Consider the following 20,536-nt stretch of genomic DNA (forward strand, 5'->3'; position numbering starts at 1 on the left):
GGTTTCTTCTAACCAAAGAGAATCATCAATTTCGTAGAGAGTTTTTAAGTCGGGAATAACAGTCATTTTTTATCTCCTTTATTCGTAAGGTGGTAGCCAATTAGGATCGAGAAGTTCTGCTAAACTGTAGGGACAAGTATCAGGGAAAGTAACTTTATTCTTTGTCTTTTTCCGCACAAAGAAAACTGCATCTTCATAAATGCTAGTTAATTCATTTTGTAAATAATTACGGAGATTGGTGGTTAAGCCTCTTTTTAGCTGAATTTGAAAGTTGACTATTTCTAACTCCCAGTGATCCTGATTATATTCTCTTTCCCTTGTCCAAAATTGTAATAATAAACAATGTCTGATTATTTGCTGTAAAAAACTAGCAGCACGAAACTTTTTCTCGTTTCCCAAGTCTTCTAACTCCTCGATTAAGTTTTCTAAATCTAAAGCGTCAAATCTTTTCGCTTTTAAGAGTTCGATGGTTTCTTCTAACCAGAGAGAATCATCAATTTCGTAGAGAGTTTTTAAGTCGGGAATAACAGTCATTTTTTATCTCCTTTATTCGTAAGATGGTAGCCAATTAGGATCGAGAAGTTCTTCTAAACTGTAGGGACAAGTATCGGGAAAGTTGACTTGATTATCAGTTTTTTTACGAACGTATTGCCGGGACTCAAAGTAAATTTGCTCAAATTCCTGTTCTAGATATTTGCGAAGATTTGTGGTTAAATAGCGCTGTAACTGATATTGAAAACTTATTATCTCTGCTTGCCAATGAGCCTGATTATATTCTCTTTCCCTTGTCCAAAATTGCAGTAACAAAGCATGACGAATAATTTGCTGTAAAAAACTAGCAACACGAAACTTCTTCTCGTTTCCCAAGTCCTCTAACTCCTCGATTAAATTGTCTAAATCTAAAGCGTCAAATCTTTTCGCTTTTAAGAGTTCGATGGTTTCTTCTAACCAGAGGGAATCATCAATTTCGTAGAGAGTTTTTAAGTCGGGAATAACAGTCATTTTTTATTTCCCCTAGAATTGGCAATAGTGACCAGTTAAACCGATCACTACAGCTTTTATATACTAGATAATTTTAGCGGAGCGCAGACCGAAAAAGAGACCGAGGGCAATTCCGGTAAAAACGATCAGATAACCCGCTAAAGCAGCAACAGCTAACACAGACATGGTGAAAATCTCCCAAGTAATTTAATCTTTTTTAGCATTGTACCGTTATTCTTGCCCTTCCCCTTCCTCGTCTTCCAGATCTTCCCCAAAGCGCTGCTGGGGGGGAATTGCGGCGACAATTGCCTCGATTACCTTACCGACTGGAACAATTTCTAAGCCCACATCTTCGGGATAAACTTGACCTCTGGGGACAATTGCCCGTTTAAAGCCTAATTTCGCCGCTTCTTTTAATCTTAGTTCCATTTGCGACACTAAGCGCACTTGTCCGCCTAATCCCACTTCCCCGATTAAGACTGTGCGCGGATCCACGACTCGATCGCGAAAACTAGCGACAACAGCGATCGCAACTCCCAAATCCGCCGCTGGTTCTTCCACTCCCAACCCTCCCGCGGAGGCAACATAGGCATCTAATTTCGATAAGGGAATGCCGACGCGCTTTTCTAAAACGGCGAGAATTTGCTGTAATCGGTTGTATTCTATGCCAGTAGTCGATCTTCGGGGGGAAGCATAACTGGTAGGGCTAACTAATGCCTGTAACTCCACCACAATCGGGCGTGTACCTTCACAGGCTACCACCGTCGCCGTACCCGGGGAAAATTCGTCGCGATTGCCTAAAAACAATTCTGAGGGGTTTTCCACTTCCACCAAACCGTGATCCACCATCTCGAAAATACCGATCTCATGGGTTGCTCCAAAACGGTTTTTCACGGATCTTAAGAGACGATGGGAGGCATAGCGATCGCCTTCAAAATATAACACCGTATCGACCAAATGTTCCAAAACTCGCGGACCTGCGATCGCCCCTTCTTTAGTCACATGACCGACAATTAATAAAGTAATATTCTCCCGTTTTGCCACCTGCATCAAGGCGGAGGTACATTCGCGAACTTGGGCGACGGATCCCGGTGCGGAAGTTAACGCCCCAAAATAAAGAGTTTGAATACTGTCAATTACCGCCACCTGTGGGCGTAGAGATTCTAATTCCCGCAAAATTTCCTCTAAATCGGTTTCTGGCAGAACATAGAGATGATTATCGAGTTCTGCGGTTGATTCAGAGGCTTTGTTCTCCTTGCCATTGCCATTATTTTCCGACTCCACGGGAACCACTCCCACCCCCAAACGGGCAGCCCGCAGTTTAATCTGTTGTCCCGATTCTTCGGCGGAAACGTAGAGGATGCGCGGTAATCTTTGGGCGAGTTGGTTGGTAACTTGCAGTAAAAGCGTCGATTTGCCGATACCCGGATCGCCGCCGATTAGTACAAGAGAACCGGGGACGATGCCACCACCGAGAACGCGATCGAATTCCCCGTAACCAGAGGGAAAACGTTCCTGTTCATACTGGGTAATTTCCGAGAAGCGCACCGAGATGCGCGGTTGCGGGTTGCGTTGCCCTTTGCCGTTATTTGGGCGACTATTTTGCCATCCTGGGCGATTTCCCGCCGGATTATTGCCACCAGCCATCACTTGTTCTTCTAGCGTCCCGTAGGTGTCACAACTGGGGCATTTTCCCAACCATTGGGGAGATTCCGCCCCACAAGCGCTACAGATATATATTGTTCGCGATTTCGCCATGTTTTTTAAGAAAAGTTGAAGAAAAGTGGTTTGAGGATCAATTCTCTTGTCAAATTTAATTAAGTATGATAGAGGGGAAGGAAGATCCTAAAGTTATTGATAATTGCCATAAAAGAAATAAAATAAGAAATTTAGGCTTAATGATAACGGCCAAAGGATATTCTATAAACAGGAACGCTCGTTATTTAACTTTAAAATTCATCACACTATTTAACTAAGGAGTGTTAATTCAGTTGGAGAACCAGAAGGAAAAAATTCTCGTTGTTGATGATGAAGCCAGCATCCGTCGTATCTTAGAGACTCGTTTGTCGATGATTGGTTATGAAGTCGTCACCGCCGCCGACGGAGAGGAAGCTTTAGAAACCTTCCGCACCGCCGAACCCGATTTAGTGGTTTTGGATGTGATGATGCCGAAATTAGACGGTTACGGTGTCTGTCAGGAACTCCGCAAAGAATCGGATATTCCTATCATTATGTTAACCGCTTTGGGGGATGTGGCCGATCGAATTACCGGGCTAGAATTGGGCGCGGATGACTATGTAGTTAAACCTTTTTCTCCCAAAGAACTCGAGGCGCGGATTCGTTCGGTGTTGCGTCGGGTAGAGAAAAATGGCGCACCGGGAATTCCCAGTTCTGGTGTGATTCATATCGGTTCCATTAAAATCGATACCAATAAACGCCAAGTTTATAAGGGGGATGAACGCATCCGTCTGACCGGTATGGAATTTAGTTTACTGGAATTATTGGTTAGTCGATCGGGAGAAGCTTTTTCCCGCTCGGAAATCCTTCAGGAAGTTTGGGGTTATACCCCCGAACGTCATGTGGATACGCGGGTGGTAGATGTGCATATTTCCCGTTTACGAGCCAAATTAGAAGATGATCCCAGCAATCCTGAGTTAATTCTCACCGCTAGAGGTACAGGCTATCTTTTCCAGCGGATTTTAGAACTAGACGAGGAATAGTTTTCAGCTATGGCACCAGCTGATCCCAATCGTATTTTAAGACTGTTACCCCTGTTCGCCGGCATCGTCGGGGGTACGGTATTAATGTTTAATCGTTTTGCCACTGCCGATTTAACCCCATCGCAAGCGCGTTCCGATGTGATGGGAGTGATTTTGAGTGGGGTTTTAATTTTGGTGGGTTTAATCTGGCAAAGAGTTCAACCCCGCTTACCGGATGCTGTGGAATTAATCGGGCGCGAAGGTCTGGAATTTGCCCCAGATTTGCCAGAACCGGTTAAAATTGAGCTTGCTTGGGCTTCCCATTTACTTTTAACTAACACCGTGACAAAATCTCTGATCGTTTATTATCGGGGAGAAGTTTTATTACGTCGCGGTATCTTAAGGGAGAATTCTGAAGTTAAAGTTAGTAATATTATCAAAAGAGTTTTAGAAACCGGTAAAGCCGTTTATTTAGTTAATTTAAATTTATATCCCGCTAAAATCGAGTTTGACTATTTGCCAGAAAACACCCAAGGCTTAATCTGTCAACCCATCGGTAAGGAAGGGGTGTTAATTTTGGCGGCAAATTCACCCCGCAGTTATACTAAACAAGATGAAATTTGGATCGAGGGAATTGCTGATAAATTAGCCAACACTTTCAGTCAGTTTTAGACGATTTCAGTTGAGTAGGGAAAAAATACACCCAGAATCCAGTTTAGCGATCATGATATCTGGTTGTAGGGTGATTTTGTCCAAAATTGGCACAAAGTAAGAGAATTGCTTGAGTATCGGCGGCTAACATCTAAGAATCTCCCCAGGAATTCATCTACTTTTGATCGCTTGATTACCCACGGGGAAAATCTCGAGGCGGTATTAGCGATCGCCATAGTAACCACTTCTATTCAGATTCTACCAGTTTATTTTCGCTTGATCGCTCCAGCATTTATGCTAAATTTACTGGTAGAATACTGGGGATTTGCCCCGCCCACTTCAGTCTGTTAAACTCAACTGTTCATAGCTCTGAAAATTTCACGAACAGAGATTTTTTCGAGCCAACAACCTATAAAAAAGTTGTCTAGCCGTAATTCCTATAATTCAATTACACCTGCTATTAATTTCCAGCAGGGAGCTTCTCCTTCCCAATTTGCCGAAGATATCCAAGGCAGACTAAGACTGACGGTAACAAAACAGTTTTGCTGAGGTTGATAGCCTGTATTTAATTTCTCGACAAATACGGGATCAGTTATCTTTGCTTCTGTCAAACTGTTACCATTCGCTGTTGTAATTGTGCCACGCCACTCAAAATTTCCTTTTGATTTTTCTTTTTGATATACTCTAAAACTCTGCACATGAATCAACTGGAGAGTATAACGTTGATTGAAATTAAGGTTTTTCAAATAAGAAGGATTAACATATTTAATTGAATTGTGCAGTATTTTTGTTGGGGTTCTACAATACTTTCCCAAATCATTGATATTGAATCTACCTACACATTTCCATTCACCGGGTAAAACGGAAAGATTTTCCGATTCAAACCCAAAATCATTGCCAGTATCAGCAAGGGGAATTTCGAGAATATCTAAAACTTTTGGTTCTTTACCAGAAATTAGTCTAACTGCTCGTGGAACCCTGCCATCTTCTGGATAAAGAGAATCACACACAGGACGAACCCAATTTCCTGAACTAATATCAATTCCAGCGATACAGCGTTCATTTAATTTCCATGAATTAGCAAGACAGACAATTTTTTTCAGAGATGACATATATTGACATTCCCCCATTTATCCTTTAAATATTCGGCCACTAAACGACGGTGACAATTATGAGGTTTTGCCTCACTACAGAGTAAACAAGCGTTATTAATTACATCTGGAGAAACTTTTGTTTCAATGCTACGGCTACTAATAAGTTGTCTAAATTTTTGTTCGTATATTGTCCAATCAACTTTTTTCTTTTTATATTCATCAAGAATATCTTGAGTTGGAGCTAAGTCTAAAACATGAACATAGTCAATTCCACCGATGACTTTTAAAAAATATTCCAGGTCAGCTTTTTTACTAAATCCTGCTAACTGGGAAACATTATTTAAACGAGTATCTATAACTCTCTTAACACCAGCTTTTTGTAAGTCATCAAAGAACTTCTGTGCAGTCTTTTGAGTAAAGCCGATTGTAAAGAGATTGATTGTCCTGTTCATCATGATTACCACTTGTTTCTATATAAGCAATTGCATCACCCTGAAGCTTATAAGCTTTCTCCAAACATTCTGCTTTTGTGAGAAGATTGCTATTTGGCTCGACAAATAAAGAAAGCTGAATTTCTTTTTGACTACTTGCTGAAAAATCGGTCAAACTATGTTTGAACAGCATTCTTTCTTCCAGATGGTCATGAGATTCCAAGTCACCATTTTTTAGAATATGATAAATATCTAAATCGCAATGACGTAGATGTTGACAAACCAGAATCGCTCTATGACATTCAATCGGGTCTTTCTCCGCACACATAAGGGCAATTCGATGTTTTTTCACTCCCTCTAAAATTCGTTCAATTCCATGATTAAAAGCTGATGTTTTAGCAATTTTTTCGTATAAAGCCTTACCATTGACATAACATTCTTCGCTGCTCGGTCTGGCTCCTAATTCCTTGCCCAAAAACACATAGTAAATGCCTTCACTTTTTAAAGCATTTGACAATATTGACTGATTAAAATGCTTGAGAAATCGGCTATAAGGATGAGAACGAACATCAGCAAGGGCAGTTATATTATGCTTCTTAAGTAGAAGCATAAATGAGGCAATTTCGTGATTAGAGTGACCGATGGTGAATAACTGCATCAATATTATTATTCCTTCGATGAAAGCCTACAATAATCATTGTAGATCAACCATTGCCTAGAGAGGGGAACACCATCGGGCTAGAAGTGACTCTATAGGCAGAATATCCCAACTTCTAACCCTGATTATCGGTCAGGGGTCGATGTTTCTCGATCAAATCGATCACTTGGGTGACACTTTCAGGGAAAATTACCACTAAACCACCCTCAGAAACCGTACTTAAAGCCTTCTCTAAAGCTTCCGTTTCATCGAGAATAACTTCTGGCCGCAAACTGGCATTTTCTTGGCTAATTCCCCGGAGAATTAAATCGGCCACTTCCCCCCGGCGGCGACCGCGAGTATCGTTATCTTCCTTAACAATAATTCGATCGAACATTTGGGCCGATAATTTCCCTAATAAAATTAAATCATCATCGCGTCGATCGCCCGGCCCCCCAACCACGCCGACTTTTTCCCCGGACCAATTGCCGACAAAACCGCCGACGGCTTCGTATCCGGCGGGATTATGGGCATAATCGATTAAAGCGTGATGGTGTCCCAAGTCAAACAGGTTCATCCTGCCGGGGGTCTGGGCCACGGAAGGTTTAAAAGTCCGCACCCCTTGGCGAATTAACTCGATATCGATACCCTGCACAAAAGTGGCTAAACAGGCGGCCAGGGCGTTAGCAATCATAAAAGGAGCCATTCCCTGCATAGTCACGGGAATATTGACTGCTTCCTCGATTCTCAGTGTCCATTCTCCCTCTAGAATCGACAGATAGCCATTCTCATAAATGGCGGCCATGCCACCGCGACGGATATGGTCGTGAATAATCGGGTTATCGGGACTCATGGAAAAATAAGCGACTCTTCCCTTGACTTTTTCGGCCATACTAACGGTCAAGGGGTCATCGGCATTTAAAACCGCGTAACCCTCGGCGCTAACCACCTCGGCCACAACGCTTTTTACCTTCGCCATTTGTTCGATGGTGTCGATATCACCGATACCCAAATGGTCGGCGGCCACATTTAACACCACCCCCACATCGCACTGATTAAAGGCTAAACCCGATCGCAGGATACCACCCCGGGCCGTTTCTAACACAGCAATCTCTACTGTGGGGTCCTTCAAAATCATACTGGCGCTGTAGGGACCGGTGTTATCGCCCTTTTCTACCAGATAATCATCGATATACACGCCGTCCGTCGTGGTAAATCCGACTACTTTCCCCGTTTGTCGGCAAATATGAGAGATTAAGCGGCTAGTGGTGGTTTTGCCGTTAGTTCCCGTAATGGCCAGAATTGGCACGCGACTGGGAGTCCCGGGGGGGAATAACATATCGATAACTGGGGCGGCGATATTGCGGGGTAAACCGCGACTGGGGGCGACGTGCATCCGAAAACCGGGAGCGGCGTTGACTTCTACGATTACCCCGTCCACTTCTTTCAGGGGTTTGCGGATATCATCTGTGACCACATCGATCCCGGCAATGTCCAAACCGATTAATTTTGCCACTCTTTGGGCGATCCAGACGTTTTCGGGGTGAATTTCGTCGGTACGATCCACAGCGATGCCGCCGGTGCTTAAATTAGCCGTGGCTCGCAGATAGGCGATCTCTCCGTGGGCTAAAATGCTGGTTAATTCATAGCCCTGTTTTCCTAGCACATTAAGGGCGGTTTTGTCAATAGTTATTTTAGTTAAAACGTTGGCATGACCGTCACCCCGGTTGGGATCTTGATTAGTAATTTCGATTAATTCTTCTATAGTTGAGCGTCCATCACCGACGACGTGAGCGGGAATCCGTTCGGCCACGGCGGCGACTTTGCCGTTTATGACTAAAATTCGGTGATCACTGCCTTTATAGTACCTTTCCACGATCACGCTGCGGGTTTTCGAGGCGGCACTGGCCAGATCATAGGCTTCCTCTGCTTCCTGTTGATTTTTGATGTCGATGCTGATGCCCCGGCCGTGGTTGCCATCGAGGGGTTTAATCACGATGGGAAACCCTCCCACTTCCTCAATTGCCGCTGACAACTCATCCAAGTATTGAATCACCGTACCCCGGGGGACGGGAATCCCACCATCCTTGAGGATAGTTTTCGTGCCTTCCTTGTCACAGGCCAACTCAACGGCTAAAATCCCCGAAAAACTGCTTAAAGTGGCTTGAATGCGCTTTTGGTGAACGCCATAGCCCAATTGCACCATGGCACGAGCGCTCAGGAGTAGCCAGGGAATATTTCTAGCTTGTGCTTCTTTGACGATGGTTTCGGTACTCGGACCGAGGGCGGCATTATTGCATAAATCGCGTAAATCGGCTAAATCCTGGGCCAATTCTTCCTTAGGATAGGTTCCCGTATCGACAATCGATTGACACAAACGCACGGCAGCCCGACCCGCATAACGTCCCGCTTGCTCCTCAACGTACTCAAATACCACGTTATAGACTCCGGGGGTGGAGGTGCTTCTAGTGCGACCAAACCCGACGGGAGTTCCCGCCAATTCCTGCAATTCTAGGGCGATATGTTCGATGATGTGGCCCATATAAGTGCCAGTGCGGACTCGTTCAAAGAAACCGCCGCGATAACCGGGCGAGCAGTAATGTTCGACTAAACTGGGGAGAACGTCGATTAATCCCTCGTAAAAGCCGGGGATTTCATTCGATGGCTTCTCTGCGAGATCCTCGAGATCCAGACGCATAACAATGAGCTTGTCGCGACGAATACTCCAGTAGTTGGGACCGCGCAGGGTTTGGGTTCTGAGAATTTTCATGATGCTGGTGTTCGCTGTTGAGAAGCACAAAGAAGCCGTTGTTTATTGTCTGGTTTTCCGAGATGGGTAAACTGTTCATCGTGAACAGTTTTTCAGGAGTTTTTTTACCCCAATTTAGCGATCACTTGCTGTTTTTTGAGATGATAGCCATCACCGTAGGAAAGAATATGCACCCGCAAATTATGCAGACTCAGGGGTTCGTTAGCGGTGACGTGATGGTGGTTGGTGTGGGACATTTCCCTAGCATCAATTACCGTCACTGTACCGCAGCCGATTACTGTCATCGTGCCATCCCGTTCAAACATAGCGCAGGTATCCTCATCGATGCCAATTCCTAAACGTTCGGGATAACCAGAGATAGCGCTCATTAGCCGGGCCATGCGGTTGCGATTGTGGAAGTGTTGATCGACAATGACTTCAGGAATGAGACCTAATCCCATGGCCATATCCACTAGAGCGCGATTGGGTGCTTCCCCGCTGCTGCCCCCAGCAATCATGTGATGACCCATAACGGCGGCCCCGGCGCTAGTTCCAGCCAAGGTCAGTTCTCCCTGTTGCACTCTTTGTCTGATCCTTTCCATCAGGGGGGTATCGGAGAGCAAACCGCATAAACGCAGCTGGTCGCCTCCGGTCATAAATACACCTGTACACTCTTCGATGTAGGCTTGGAATTGGGCATCTTCTCCCTGCACACGATCGCGAATATCGATAACTTTGACGTATTTTGCCCCCATTTCCTCGAAAATCTTCTGATAGCGATCGCCGATTAAAACCGGTTCTCTGGAAGCGGAGGGAACAATAGCGATCACTGCTTCGCTACCCCCAGCGCGATTCCAAAAGGTATGCAGTATCTCTTTACCGTGGACTTTATCCTCGGCACCTCCAATGACTAAAATCGCCGTTTTGAGAGATACGGGGGTAGGATTTTGGTGGTGTTGGGTTTCTAGCTCGATGATCATGTCACTGAACGAATAGACATTTTTAGGGATGGAAGGTTTTTCGGGAAGATGTACAGGTATCTTGATGTTATTTTCCCTGAGCGGTTGACGGAAAAAAATGCGGTTTAGGAATATTTTTCGGGACATCAAGCAATAGTAGAGGCGATTTTAGCAATTTTCTTCGATCCACTGGCAATGACGGACTGTTAGTTAACTTTTAGTCTAGGCTAGACTTCGATCACTCAAGCTAGAGCCAGAAAAACCCCTAGACAGTACAGCATAGTCTATCATGTTATTGAGATAGACTGGCGCAAAATTAGCAAGATTTTAACTGATCGATCCGTGACACAATGATACATTAAACACTATCCCAGTCTAGGCCTTAATTTTCCCCGTGCAGTTTGACATTATTACTCTCTTTCCCGATTTTTTTACTTCACCGCTGCAGTCGGGGTTGTTGGCAAAAGCTCTCGAACGCGACATCGCTAGGGTAAATTTGGTCAATCTTCGGGATTTTGCCCACGATAAACACCGTCGTGTCGATGATGAACCCTACGGTGGTGGTGTGGGAATGTTATTAAAACCAGAGCCAATTTTTGAGGCGATCGAGTCTTTAGAGATTTTACCACCCCGGGAGATTGTGCTGATGACTCCCCAGGGGGAACCTCTCAATCAAGCTTTACTGAAAACCTGGGCCAGTAGTTATCAGCAGTTAATTCTCATCTGTGGGCATTATGAAGGAGTAGATGAGCGGGTTTGTGAGCATTTGGTGACTAGAGAGGTATCTTTAGGGGATTTTGTCCTAACTTGTGGGGAAATCCCGGCTTTAGCCATTATTAACGGGGTGACGCGGTTGTTACCCGGGACGGTAGGTAAAGCAGAATCGTTGAAATTGGAGAGTTTTGAGGCAGGTTTATTGGATTATCCCCAATATACCCGGCCGCCGGTCTTTCGCGGTTGGCAAGTGCCGCCGGTTTTGCGATCGGGTAATCATCAGGATATCGCTGATTGGCGCTATCAACAACAACTCGATCGCACGAAGGAACGTCGTCCGGATCTCTGGCAAAAATGGCTAGAGGAACAGGATTAATCGCCAAAAATGCTCCCGTGGGAAGTGGGGTGTGGGGTGTGGGGTGTGGGTACTTAAAAATCAAAATCACCGGTAAAGGAACGACGGATGGGATAGGAAACAGATTTATATTCTGTAAAATGGGAAGTATTGGTCAGTTTTTCTTCTAATCGTAATAATACCTCTTGATTATTGATATTATTCCCTTGACTGGTTAGGATAAATCTTACTGGAAATTCTCGCTCTCTTGGATTTTCCGATGGAGAATCAAAAGTCAGTTCGTGGAGATCAGAAATTAACTCTCCCATGGGTGTATAGATGCCAGCTTTTAGCCTACGAGGTTGAACTTTATCGGTGACGGGTTTTTGTTGATAAAAAGTAACAGCTAGTTGCCCTGATGTAATGGTTGAGGTAGAGTTACGAATAATTTCCACTTCCACGGTAGAAAGATCCCCTCGTCTTTTTTTATTAACTTTAACAATGGGAATAATAATTTCCTGTAAACTTGCGCCACCATGAACAAAACGACTTCCCGATCCTTGGATTCGTAAACGACTAATAGATTTGGGAATTTGGATTTCTAGTTCTCCCGTTAAACCGATCTGTTGTGCTTTAAATTTTTTGAGTCTATCGGAGTCTTCTAGTGCTTTACCGATCAGAAAACGCCTATTTTTTTTGATGATTTTATCCCCTAGTACTTCCACGGTGGAAAAATCACTATTCTCGACATCACTATGTTGGTAAATGAACCCATGATCTGCCGTAATCAATAGGTTACTGGCATTGGCTCCCGTCAGTTTTTTAATGAGCTTATCGAGTTCAGAAAAGGTGTTTTCAACCACCTGAAAAACTTGTTTTTCTGTTGCTAATTTATCTCCGATCTGATCAATTTGATTGTGATAAACATAAACCACATCGTGATCTCGAAATAGGGAACGACTTCGATCCTGGTTTAATTCTAATAGTTCTTTGGCTTGAATAACTGTTGCTTTTTTTTGTATCTTTTGAAAGGCTTTTTGGATAATTTTACGCCGATTTTCTGTTCCTTGAGAGTCTTGTTGATCTACATAAACAGAATCATCAATTATTTCTAGTGTCTGATTAGGCAAAAGGGCAGCCATTCCCAGTGCAGTATAACTGGGTAAGAGAGTGATAGCAGCTTCTAGGGTGGCTTCATAACGATCCTCTTGACGAATTAAACTGACTAACTCATCCCCGATTTCATAGCGGAGAGCGTCGGAAATAATGACACAAACTTTTTTATCTTTTTTCAAAAATGGTTCTACCCATTTGCTAAAAAATGACCTTTGTGAAGAGAATTCTATCTTGTTCCATTGGGTGACACTATCAACAAAGACTTGCCAAGAACTATTAAGGTTTAAAAGATAGGAATTTACATAACGGTTTTCAATTTCTTGACTAAGTTTTTCTGTCAGAGTAGGTTGAGCAGCCGCCACCAGATGATAAATAAATTTACGGTAGAGTTGATCAATTTTAAACCAAGATTGACAATATTTTTCTAAGCCATCTTTGAGGGATTCGATGGATAAGTTAGCTTCATCTAAGACTTGAATAAACTGTGAGGCATAGTTAACAACTTCGTACAAATGTTTAAATTTTCGATACCAGTATCCTTGTTGACGCTGACGCACAATATTAATAACTTCATGAGTCGCAATGGTTCGATTACTAACCGCTTGAATGAGATCATGAATTATTTTTAGGTCAATTAAGCTAAAATAATCTATTGAGATAAGTTCTTGATAACGTCGCTGGTTGAGTTTTTCCTTAATATTGAGAATTTCAGCACAATGATCGGATAAGCTTTCAAAAGATTTTTCAAATTGACGGCTATCTTTCCATCTGTTGAAAAAAATCAGGGCATCTTGTGTTAGTGTTTCCTGTCCTTCTAAGGCGTAATTATAACAGGATTGAAAGAGTTGTATGACAAAGTCTTTGATACTTAACTCTGAGGAACGATAACCATAAACTTGTTCCATTTGTTGCCAAAGAAATTTAGTTAAACCAGTGCGATCGCAGAGTTTAAATTTTTCGTCTTGTTGTTCGGCGTGTTCTTTTAAGAGTTGTTCTACAATGGAATCTAAACGGGGAGGTGCGGCAGTACAAACCGCCAACATTTTTAGGCGAATATTGGTTTTTGTGTCATGGGGTTGAAGTAATTGTTTTAGGGATTCTCGGCGTTTATTAGACAGAAAAAATTCACGATGAGGAGCAAGCACATCGGCAAATTCTAGCCCTATTTCTAATTCATTTAGCCAAAGAGAAACTTGATCGCTGCTGAATTTTCCCTGTGCTAACTCCACATCTAGTAACCAGTTATCTAAATATTCTGGTTCTTTGCCTTCATGGTATAAGAGGAATTTTTGTTGAGGTTGTTCTTTTAAAATTCGGTATTTTAATCCAAATTCGTTATTTTTTATCTCTATTTTTTCAATGTTTTCTAATTCTAATCTCTCGAAATCTGAGCGTAACTCTTTTTCGGTGTCATACCAAAAAACAATCCGGTGACGCTCAAAAAGTTTAGTTAAGACTTGTTTAATCTGCTGATTCAAGGGGTTAACCTCCAAAATTAATAAATTATACAAAACTCTTTAATCTTTAATCTTTAAAAATTTCTAAGTAGGGTGCATAAGAAAAAGCCCGATTTCTTTTTTGTCCCGTGATTTCTTTTAAAAGTCCTAAATAACAAAAATTTTTAACTAAAGTATTAGCATTAGGATAGGATAATTGAGTAATTTCTTGAACATGATCGATAGAAACAATCGGGCGAAAATAAAGGTTTTCAAGTAAAGCGATCGCATTACCAGATCTTCGTCCCATTTTCTCAAGTAAGAGTTGACGATGGTTTTCTTTCATAGTTACAATTGTTCTCGCTGTATTAGAGGCTTCCTGAGCAACTTCATAAATTCCTTTGAGAAAGAATTTTAGCCATATTTCCCAATTGCCAGTATCCCGAACAGCTTGAAGATAATCATAATATTGAGAGCGATGTTTTTTAAAATAATAGGAAATATAAAGTAAGGGTTGTTTTAAAATATTTTGTTCACAAAGTAGAAAAGTAATTAATAAACGTCCCACTCTACCATTACCATCAAAAAAAGGATGAATAGTCTCAAATTGAGCATGAGCTAACCCAATTTTAATTAAGATTGGCATAGGTTTTGGATCATGTAAGAATTTTTCCAAGTTATCCAAGGCGGTTTTCATGTCTGAGGGCGGTGGAGGTATGTAGGTTGCTTCTTTGAGAGAACACCCTGCAAAACCAATCCAATTTTGTTGATCTCTAAATTCTCCCGGTTTACGTTCTGAACCCCTAGCATTTTGCAGGAGTTTTTCATGAATTTCTCTAATTAATCGTAAGGAAACAGGTAAGGTTTCTAACCTTTCTAATCCATAGTTAAGGGCAGCGATATAATTGACTACTTCTGCCACATCTTGAGGATTTTCGGGTTCTAGGGTTTGAGATTCAAATTCGAGGACATCTATGAGAGATGCTTGTGTACCTTCGATTTGACTAGATAAGACAGCTTCTTTCCGCACATACATAAATACAAAGAGATCGGGGTTGGGTAGTGCATCGGTTGAACCATCTAACCGCCCCAATGCCCGATCAGCTTGGGACAAAAGTTGCCACATTTCCTGATCCATGGCGATTTCAGGAGATGGTGGCAGAGGATTAGGAATGAAAGCCTGATATCCTTCTATTTGCGTTATATATCTACCTGCTCGTGTCTGGTTCATCGTTGTTATTGTTTTCGTTAATACTGAGCCATGATTAGAGTCTTATTATCAATATACCCCTCTTTTCGTTAATAACGTGGGAAGTGGGTAGTGGGAATCTGGAGGCTCTCTTGGATTTGGTGGGTAAAATGTGTTCTAAGATACAGTCCTTTTGGCGACGGAGTGGAACAAACCACAAAGACACAAAGATTGAGCGATCATATTGTAAGTTAAACTTATCACACAGAAACTAGAAGAGCCATCTGGATAATCTTCTAAAACTTTAATAATGGCTTGTTTAAGATGAATTTTGGTTAAGTAATCCATACTTTAACCTAATCCTGTTATATTTTTCAGGGCTTTACCTAATTTAGTATAGTTGACTTTTACCCCATCATCAAGATCTATTTCCTTCTGGGCGATGGCTAAAGGATAGAGGGTTTCTTGTTCGTAGGTTTCTAATTCTCCGATCATTTTTTTGATTTGTTCGCTTTCTCGTAGGGCTTTGGTTTTTTCGGTTTTAGTTGCACTTGTACTAATTTCTATTTGTTGGAAGGTGTCTAGTTTTACTTCTAGTTTAAGCCGAAATTCCCGCAGATAGCTATTAAGGACGATATTAACGGTATCAGGGCGATAACGATGGAGATAAATTAGGGCGTTAAATGTTCCTTTTGGGCTACTAAATAACCAATATATGGGACGTTTTTTATAACGTTTAGTGTGGTCATCATAAAAGTCTTTGAGAAAGTATTTTTCTAGGGATTTCCCGATCGCTTCTTCGATAAAGTTGAGGTTTTGTTGATAGTTTTTCTCCCCAAATGTGAGCCGCAGAAATTGCCAGAATTTTTCGGTTATATCATCACTAAACCAGTCCCCCTCAAGGATGGGGATAACGTTGGTTTCTGTTGGGGGAAAGGTGGGGTTTGGAATCTGTTTAAGGTAGTCTTGCAAGGTTTCCCCTTGGTTGGCTAAAATTAAGCCTTCTTTATCAAGAGAATAACGTCCAAACATACAACCCACCGAGTAGGAGATAAATTCTTTGATAGTATCTGCTAATAATCGTTTTTCTAAGTCTTCATCTATGGGAAAGTGGGTAATATTTTCCTCTTTATTTCTCACTTCCCACTTCTCACTTCCCACTTCTTTCTTATAACGATAATGGGGGTTACAGGTTAAGGTGATTTCTTTTAAGAGAACTTCGGGGGTTAATTCGTCTTGTAGTCCATAAGCTTCGATAAATATACTGTTATTTTCCTCCTCTAGTTTCTGCATTTCTAAGGTCATTTCTTGCCATTTCTGGCGTAGGTTTTGATAGGTTTCTTTCAGGGAAGTGGAAAGTGGAAAGCGGGGATTTTGTTCTAGGTTTTCACTTCCCACTCTCAAAAGTGGAAGGGTGGTAAAATCCCACGAGGTTTCGTATGAGTTCCAGTCTTGGCGACTTAAACTAATACTTTTAAACCCCACAGTTTCTATTAAAGAGTTATTATTTTTTACAATGGGAATACTAGCAACATTTCCTACTTGAAAATTTAAGGTAGGATTCATAATTTTCATCAAATCAAAGGCAATTTTTGAACATAAAAGAGAAGTTAAAAACATCATATTTTCTTGCTCAGTAAATAATGATGATCCACCAACATCAAAAATAAAGCCTTTAGGAGAAAACCTAACACCAAAACAGGATGAACTAACAAAAGACCATGTTATACTTTCTTGAAAATAATAACTAGGATTTCTAATAACTGCTCTTGGTTTAAAATTTGCTATTTCTTGTCCATCATTTTCCCAATTGACTAAATACTCTTGATTACCATACCATTTTCTAAACTCACCACCTTTGTTATAGGGAAACCATTTTTTCTGAGACTCTTGAGCTTGTTTTCTATTTTCTAAATTAAAACCAATATTTTGATACTCAACTTCAAACCATAAACGCAAAAATCGATCATTATCACCAGTTTGTAACCCCACAACTGCTTTAGCAATATTTTCTAACTTTTCTGAAGTAGCAAAAATTTCTAAGACTCTATCACTCACCCAATAAGCGATCGCATTTCCTGGAATCTTCTTAAAATCACTAGCAGAAGCGCGGTAAAACCAACCACAATTAGGATTTTTTATTGCTTCTAATGCTTTAACGGGTTGAATATCTACACCATAAAACTGCTGTAAATCAATAAAAGCTCCTTTATAATTGGGTAAAAATTGTTGATATAAAGTAAAGGCACAAATAGGAACATAAGCAGACTCAAAAAAAGCATGATATTCTGGTCTAACTAAAGAAGTAATGGTACTTTTACTTAAAATGCGTGTGCGTAACTTTTCATAGGAACTTAAAAACATCCAAGTAAAAGGAGTCATAAATCCTGTAAACCCGTTATTTTTACATAATTCTAAACAACGCACCATAAAAGCAGAAAATAGATCCGATTTTACCTCACTATAATTATCCTGTAAAAAAGCCTTTAACCGATTATTCATCCCCTTGTTACCCATATAGGGGGGATTCGCCACAACAATGTGATACTTAGGACTTAAAAAATCCGCCATATTTAACACATCCATTACCTTCTCGTGGGTTTTATATAACAATAACTGACTAGCGACATTGCGCTCATTTAATAACCCTATCATCCCCTGTACATCCGTCACCGTAGGACGAATTAACGCCCCAAAATTATCCGCCTCCTTAAACTCATGTAGTGTTTCTAATAAAGGCGCAGTAAACAAATCGCGCCCGACAAAATCTAGATAAGGCTGTAGCTCTTTTTCAGAAAACTCAACTTTTTTCAACACACAAATATTAGGCTGGATGGGTTTACGAAAAAATCGTCTTTCCTTTTCCCTCGCTTTCATGGTTAATGCAAATGCTGCCAAACTTCCCGCCCGTTCATCAATTTCTATGCCATAGAGATTATGGGTTAAAATCTTGCTAGGAATCTCATTTGCTGTATAACCTTCTTCCTCATATATTGCATAAAGTAAATCAAAAGCATAGACTAAAATATGTCCCGAACCACAAGCAGGATCACAGATTTTTATATCTTCAGGCGAGTTGATTTTTAAGTACCCATCTCCCACTTCCCACTTCCCACTATCCACATAATAGGACATTGACTCAACTAACCGAGACTGAGGACGGTTTAACATCCATAAACGCCCCAGGGAATTTTCTACTAAATAACGGACAATCCAATGAGGAGTAAATAACTGAGTTGCCGCTGGAATATTCTGGGGAGTGATTTTTTTATTATTTTTTAGTCCCTCAAAAACTTCGTCTTTTTTCTCAGAGATATAAAACTGATATAACCACCCAATCACCTCCACACTCTCACAATTTTCTGGAGTCATTGCCTCGCGAGTATAGGCTAAAATTGAATTACCAGATAATAAATCATCGGGCATCAATAACTCGGTATAATCATCAATTCGTTCAAATAAATAGGGCATCAACTGATGATAATAATTACACACTCCTACAATTAATAAACGATAGGCTTCCCCTTGAGCATCATAACTCGGTGCAGTTCCGCTTAATAAATCAAAAATCTGCTTTCTGACCTGTTTATTGAGCATTTCCTCGTCAATATGTCCCGTTTTCGCCTCAGCCAAGATTTCTGGCTGAAACTGCCCCTCAGCAGCGGACACAACCCTAATGGAGTGATAGCGGTTGCTATCCATAAACCGCAAGGCACAAAAACGGTTAAACCAAGTATAGGCAACCTGTTCAATAAGCTGTTCTTTGCCTAAAAATTCGATTTTTTCGGCTAACTTGCTGATAGCTTTGGGATTTTCTCGTCTTGCGGCGCTATTTTCAGCTAAGACCACTTCTAACTTAGTCGTCATCTGTTCTCTGAGATAACGACGGGCATACTGAGCGAATTTTTTAAGTCTTGATGTATCCATAAGACAATTTTATCCTAAAAAAGAAAACTTCTCAAGACAATCTTATTATCGGCCATGCTGTAAATTGCTGATTCCAGATGGCAAAATTAAGCACAATGCAACTATTACAAATTTCTTGACTCCATCTTTTTCCTTTTTGACCAATAGGGATTTGTTGGCGTAATTCCTTATTCATACGAGATAAAAGAGGAGTATCTAATTCGAGTAAACAGAGATATTTAATCGGTTTATCAATTTTATTTTCACACCAACGATATAACCAAGAATCTCGATATTTATGTTTAAGAGTTTCTCGCAAATTATTAAAATAGCTAGAGTCTTGATACTGTTCGGGTTTATGGAAATTTTTAACTTCAATAAACAAATAAAAATCGGTCAACTCAACGATAATATCTACTGCTTTCATCGCATGACTTAACCCATGATAATGAAGTTTATTGGTTTCTTTTTCATCAAAAATAAAAACATCTAAAGCATTAGGAAAATCAAACTCAAAGCCATCACATTCAATTTTCATTTCCCCAAAACTCCCATAGTTTTATCTATTTCATTATTGATTAAAGCCTCAAAAGCTTCATCAATTGGGTTCGGGTAAATTTCTAGATATTCATGGGTGCTATTAACCCTTAATTGATTATTTTCCTGTTCCCGATAAAGACTATGATAAGTAATCTTATCATCTTTCTTTTCATCAATTAGTAAATCAAACCATTTTAAAAAAACATAATCATGAGTAGCCACTATAACTTGTTGACCATTACGAGATAATTCTAGTAAAATTTCTACCAATAGCCTCATTAATTTAGGGTTAATATTTCCTTCCGGTTCATCCCAGAATAATGTCCCACTCATCCCCGGTTGAATTGCACCCGTTTCTAATAACCTAGATAATACTCCCATCTTGCGAAAACCTTCAGCGATTGCATTAACAGAATATTCTATATTTTTGACTTTAAAATTTACCCTACCTCCTCCATAAAAGATAAATTTTCCCCCACAAATATTTTTAATTTCTTCCATCGCCCATTTAGATTTTTCCTGAAGATTTTCAGAACGGATAACAGGTAAATCTAGCAGTGACCATAGATCTCGATAGGTTTCATCAAAAGTCATTTGATACCTATCGTAGAGACTAAGCATTCCCTCCATAAAAGATAAAGATTCTTGAGCAGGAATAAAAACAGGAGTTTGTTGGTATTGCTCATAATTTTTATTCTCGATAATATGCACAGATTGGGAACTCTTAGAAAAACTAATTTTCAGCATTTGCTCTAGGGAAAAGTTAATAGTACATTCTGCCCTTTCTTCTGCTCCCGTGTGATGAAGTTTTCCTAATTTATTATTTAAAGGAAGAAAAAGACGAATTAACCGCTCGGTTAAAAAATCCCTTAAATCAGACTCCTCCATCTCCGATGGCTGTTTAAACAGTTTATACCCAGAACTAAGGGCATAAGCAACTTTTAACAAATGAGTTTTTCCTGTCCCATTTTCTCCAATAATGACGTTAATCTTCGGAGAAAAATCAATTTTTAAACGTCGAAAAGCTGTAAAATTTCTCAGTTCTAATGATGTAATCATCTTTTCATCTCAATCAAGAAATCGGTAATCTCTATATCGTG

The 20,536-nt window shown here is 40.7% G+C and carries 18 protein-coding genes; 3 read left to right on the forward strand and 15 right to left on the reverse strand.

Annotation, left to right across the window (positions count from 1 at the left end; genetic code table 11):
• Positions 1-78: 78 nt before the first annotated feature.
• The 4 genes from O9324_RS01280 to radA form a co-directional block, all read right to left on the reverse strand.
• Positions 79-534 carry a DUF29 domain-containing protein gene (locus tag O9324_RS01280; protein ID WP_287627932.1) on the reverse strand — a complete coding sequence of 152 codons (456 nt, stop codon included), beginning with the start codon at positions 532-534 and terminating at the stop codon, positions 79-81.
• A 12-nt stretch (positions 535-546) separates the two neighbouring features.
• On the reverse strand, positions 547-1,002 hold the full coding sequence (locus O9324_RS01285) for a DUF29 domain-containing protein (protein WP_288139266.1): 456 nt from the start codon (positions 1,000-1,002) through the stop codon (positions 547-549).
• A 63-nt stretch (positions 1,003-1,065) separates the two neighbouring features.
• Positions 1,066-1,167 carry a cytochrome b6-f complex subunit PetL gene (gene petL / locus O9324_RS01290; RefSeq protein ID WP_002752397.1) on the reverse strand — a complete coding sequence of 34 codons (102 nt, stop codon included), beginning with the start codon at positions 1,165-1,167 and terminating at the stop codon, positions 1,066-1,068.
• A 45-nt stretch (positions 1,168-1,212) separates the two neighbouring features.
• Positions 1,213-2,739 carry a DNA repair protein RadA gene (gene radA / locus O9324_RS01295; RefSeq protein ID WP_002766575.1) on the reverse strand — a complete coding sequence of 509 codons (1,527 nt, stop codon included), beginning with the start codon at positions 2,737-2,739 and terminating at the stop codon, positions 1,213-1,215.
• A gap of 233 nt (positions 2,740-2,972) precedes the next feature.
• Between radA and rpaB the strand changes: the two genes are divergently transcribed.
• Together rpaB and O9324_RS01305 are read left to right on the forward strand one after the other, a co-directional pair.
• Positions 2,973-3,701 carry a response regulator transcription factor RpaB gene (rpaB, locus tag O9324_RS01300; protein WP_002734727.1) on the forward strand — a complete coding sequence of 243 codons (729 nt, stop codon included), beginning with the start codon at positions 2,973-2,975 and terminating at the stop codon, positions 3,699-3,701.
• Positions 3,702-3,710: 9 nt separating this feature from the next.
• A complete protein-coding gene (locus O9324_RS01305; protein ID WP_288139267.1) occupies positions 3,711-4,352 on the forward strand; it encodes a cofactor assembly of complex C subunit B in 642 nt (213 codons plus the stop codon).
• A gap of 416 nt (positions 4,353-4,768) precedes the next feature.
• Here the strand turns inward: O9324_RS01305 and O9324_RS01310 are convergent, their stop codons facing one another.
• The 5 genes from O9324_RS01310 to O9324_RS01330 all read right to left on the reverse strand — a co-directional run bounded on the left by O9324_RS01310 (position 4,769) and on the right by O9324_RS01330 (position 10,222).
• Positions 4,769-5,443 (reverse strand): dual OB domain-containing protein, encoded by a 675-nt coding sequence (locus O9324_RS01310; protein ID WP_288139268.1) that lies wholly within the window; start codon positions 5,441-5,443, stop codon positions 4,769-4,771.
• The gene (locus O9324_RS01315; RefSeq protein WP_288139269.1) at positions 5,431-5,877 is read right to left on the reverse strand and encodes a DUF488 domain-containing protein; all 447 of its coding nucleotides are present in this window, start codon (positions 5,875-5,877) and stop codon (positions 5,431-5,433) included. Before O9324_RS01315 ends, O9324_RS01310 begins: the two co-directional genes overlap by 13 nt.
• Positions 5,813-6,514 carry a DUF488 domain-containing protein gene (locus O9324_RS01320; protein WP_288139270.1) on the reverse strand — a complete coding sequence of 234 codons (702 nt, stop codon included), beginning with the start codon at positions 6,512-6,514 and terminating at the stop codon, positions 5,813-5,815. Before O9324_RS01320 ends, O9324_RS01315 begins: the two co-directional genes overlap by 65 nt.
• A gap of 115 nt (positions 6,515-6,629) precedes the next feature.
• Positions 6,630-9,263 (reverse strand): cyanophycin synthetase, encoded by a 2,634-nt coding sequence (cphA, locus tag O9324_RS01325; protein ID WP_288139271.1) that lies wholly within the window; start codon positions 9,261-9,263, stop codon positions 6,630-6,632.
• Between the two features lie 104 nt (positions 9,264-9,367).
• Entirely contained in the window at positions 9,368-10,222 is an 855-nt protein-coding gene (locus tag O9324_RS01330; RefSeq protein WP_043996481.1) for a cyanophycinase, read from the reverse strand.
• Positions 10,223-10,595: 373 nt separating this feature from the next.
• On the opposite strand from O9324_RS01330, the gene trmD reads away from it, so the two are divergent.
• Positions 10,596-11,291 (forward strand): tRNA (guanosine(37)-N1)-methyltransferase TrmD, encoded by a 696-nt coding sequence (trmD, locus tag O9324_RS01335; RefSeq protein ID WP_130756548.1) that lies wholly within the window; start codon positions 10,596-10,598, stop codon positions 11,289-11,291.
• Positions 11,292-11,344: 53 nt separating this feature from the next.
• Here trmD and pglZ read toward each other — a convergent pair whose 3' ends face one another.
• The 6 genes from pglZ to O9324_RS01365 all read right to left on the reverse strand — a co-directional run bounded on the left by pglZ (position 11,345) and on the right by O9324_RS01365 (position 20,495).
• Positions 11,345-13,843, reverse strand: a complete 2,499-nt coding sequence (gene pglZ, locus O9324_RS01340) for a BREX-1 system phosphatase PglZ type A (RefSeq protein WP_288139272.1) — start codon at positions 13,841-13,843, stop codon at positions 11,345-11,347.
• Between the two features lie 46 nt (positions 13,844-13,889).
• On the reverse strand, positions 13,890-15,032 hold the full coding sequence (locus tag O9324_RS01345; RefSeq protein ID WP_288139273.1) for a Fic family protein: 1,143 nt from the start codon (positions 15,030-15,032) through the stop codon (positions 13,890-13,892).
• A 135-nt stretch (positions 15,033-15,167) separates the two neighbouring features.
• Positions 15,168-15,338: a hypothetical protein gene (locus tag O9324_RS01350; protein WP_288139294.1), complete on the reverse strand. Its 171-nt coding sequence runs from the start codon at positions 15,336-15,338 to the stop codon at positions 15,168-15,170.
• Between the two features lie 3 nt (positions 15,339-15,341).
• Positions 15,342-18,917: a BREX-1 system adenine-specific DNA-methyltransferase PglX gene (pglX, locus tag O9324_RS01355; protein ID WP_288139274.1), complete on the reverse strand. Its 3,576-nt coding sequence runs from the start codon at positions 18,915-18,917 to the stop codon at positions 15,342-15,344.
• A 31-nt stretch (positions 18,918-18,948) separates the two neighbouring features.
• Entirely contained in the window at positions 18,949-19,434 is a 486-nt protein-coding gene (locus O9324_RS01360; protein WP_002766562.1) for a hypothetical protein, read from the reverse strand.
• Positions 19,431-20,495 (reverse strand): AAA family ATPase, encoded by a 1,065-nt coding sequence (locus O9324_RS01365; protein ID WP_002766560.1) that lies wholly within the window; start codon positions 20,493-20,495, stop codon positions 19,431-19,433. The genes O9324_RS01360 and O9324_RS01365 overlap by 4 nt, the downstream gene beginning before the upstream one ends.
• Between the last annotated feature and the right edge of the window lie 41 nt (positions 20,496-20,536).

Origin of the sequence: Microcystis sp. LE19-84.1B (genome assembly GCF_027531875.1) — a bacterium.
GTDB classification, from domain to species: domain Bacteria; phylum Cyanobacteriota; class Cyanobacteriia; order Cyanobacteriales; family Microcystaceae; genus Microcystis; species Microcystis panniformis.

Bases quoted from the DNA above. Each gene is read 5' to 3' on its own strand.
- radA (WP_002766575.1), bottom strand. From the start codon at position 2,739: ATGGCGAAATCGCGAACAATATATATCTGTAGCGCTTGTGGGGCGGAA.
- O9324_RS01310 (WP_288139268.1), bottom strand. From the start codon at position 5,443: ATGTCATCTCTGAAAAAAATTGTCTGTCTTGCTAATTCATGGAAATTA.
- O9324_RS01305 (WP_288139267.1), top strand. From the start codon at position 3,711: ATGGCACCAGCTGATCCCAATCGTATTTTAAGACTGTTACCCCTGTTC.
- cphA (WP_288139271.1), bottom strand. From the start codon at position 9,263: ATGAAAATTCTCAGAACCCAAACCCTGCGCGGTCCCAACTACTGGAGT.
- pglX (WP_288139274.1), bottom strand. From the start codon at position 18,917: ATGGATACATCAAGACTTAAAAAATTCGCTCAGTATGCCCGTCGTTAT.
- O9324_RS01315 (WP_288139269.1), bottom strand. From the start codon at position 5,877: ATGAACAGGACAATCAATCTCTTTACAATCGGCTTTACTCAAAAGACT.
- O9324_RS01350 (WP_288139294.1), bottom strand. From the start codon at position 15,338: ATGGATTACTTAACCAAAATTCATCTTAAACAAGCCATTATTAAAGTT.
- O9324_RS01345 (WP_288139273.1), bottom strand. From the start codon at position 15,032: ATGAACCAGACACGAGCAGGTAGATATATAACGCAAATAGAAGGATAT.
- O9324_RS01320 (WP_288139270.1), bottom strand. From the start codon at position 6,514: ATGCAGTTATTCACCATCGGTCACTCTAATCACGAAATTGCCTCATTT.
- O9324_RS01280 (WP_287627932.1), bottom strand. From the start codon at position 534: ATGACTGTTATTCCCGACTTAAAAACTCTCTACGAAATTGATGATTCT.
- petL (WP_002752397.1), bottom strand. From the start codon at position 1,167: ATGTCTGTGTTAGCTGTTGCTGCTTTAGCGGGTTATCTGATCGTTTTT.
- O9324_RS01365 (WP_002766560.1), bottom strand. From the start codon at position 20,495: ATGATTACATCATTAGAACTGAGAAATTTTACAGCTTTTCGACGTTTA.
- O9324_RS01330 (WP_043996481.1), bottom strand. From the start codon at position 10,222: ATGATCATCGAGCTAGAAACCCAACACCACCAAAATCCTACCCCCGTA.
- O9324_RS01360 (WP_002766562.1), bottom strand. From the start codon at position 19,434: ATGAAAATTGAATGTGATGGCTTTGAGTTTGATTTTCCTAATGCTTTA.
- O9324_RS01285 (WP_288139266.1), bottom strand. From the start codon at position 1,002: ATGACTGTTATTCCCGACTTAAAAACTCTCTACGAAATTGATGATTCC.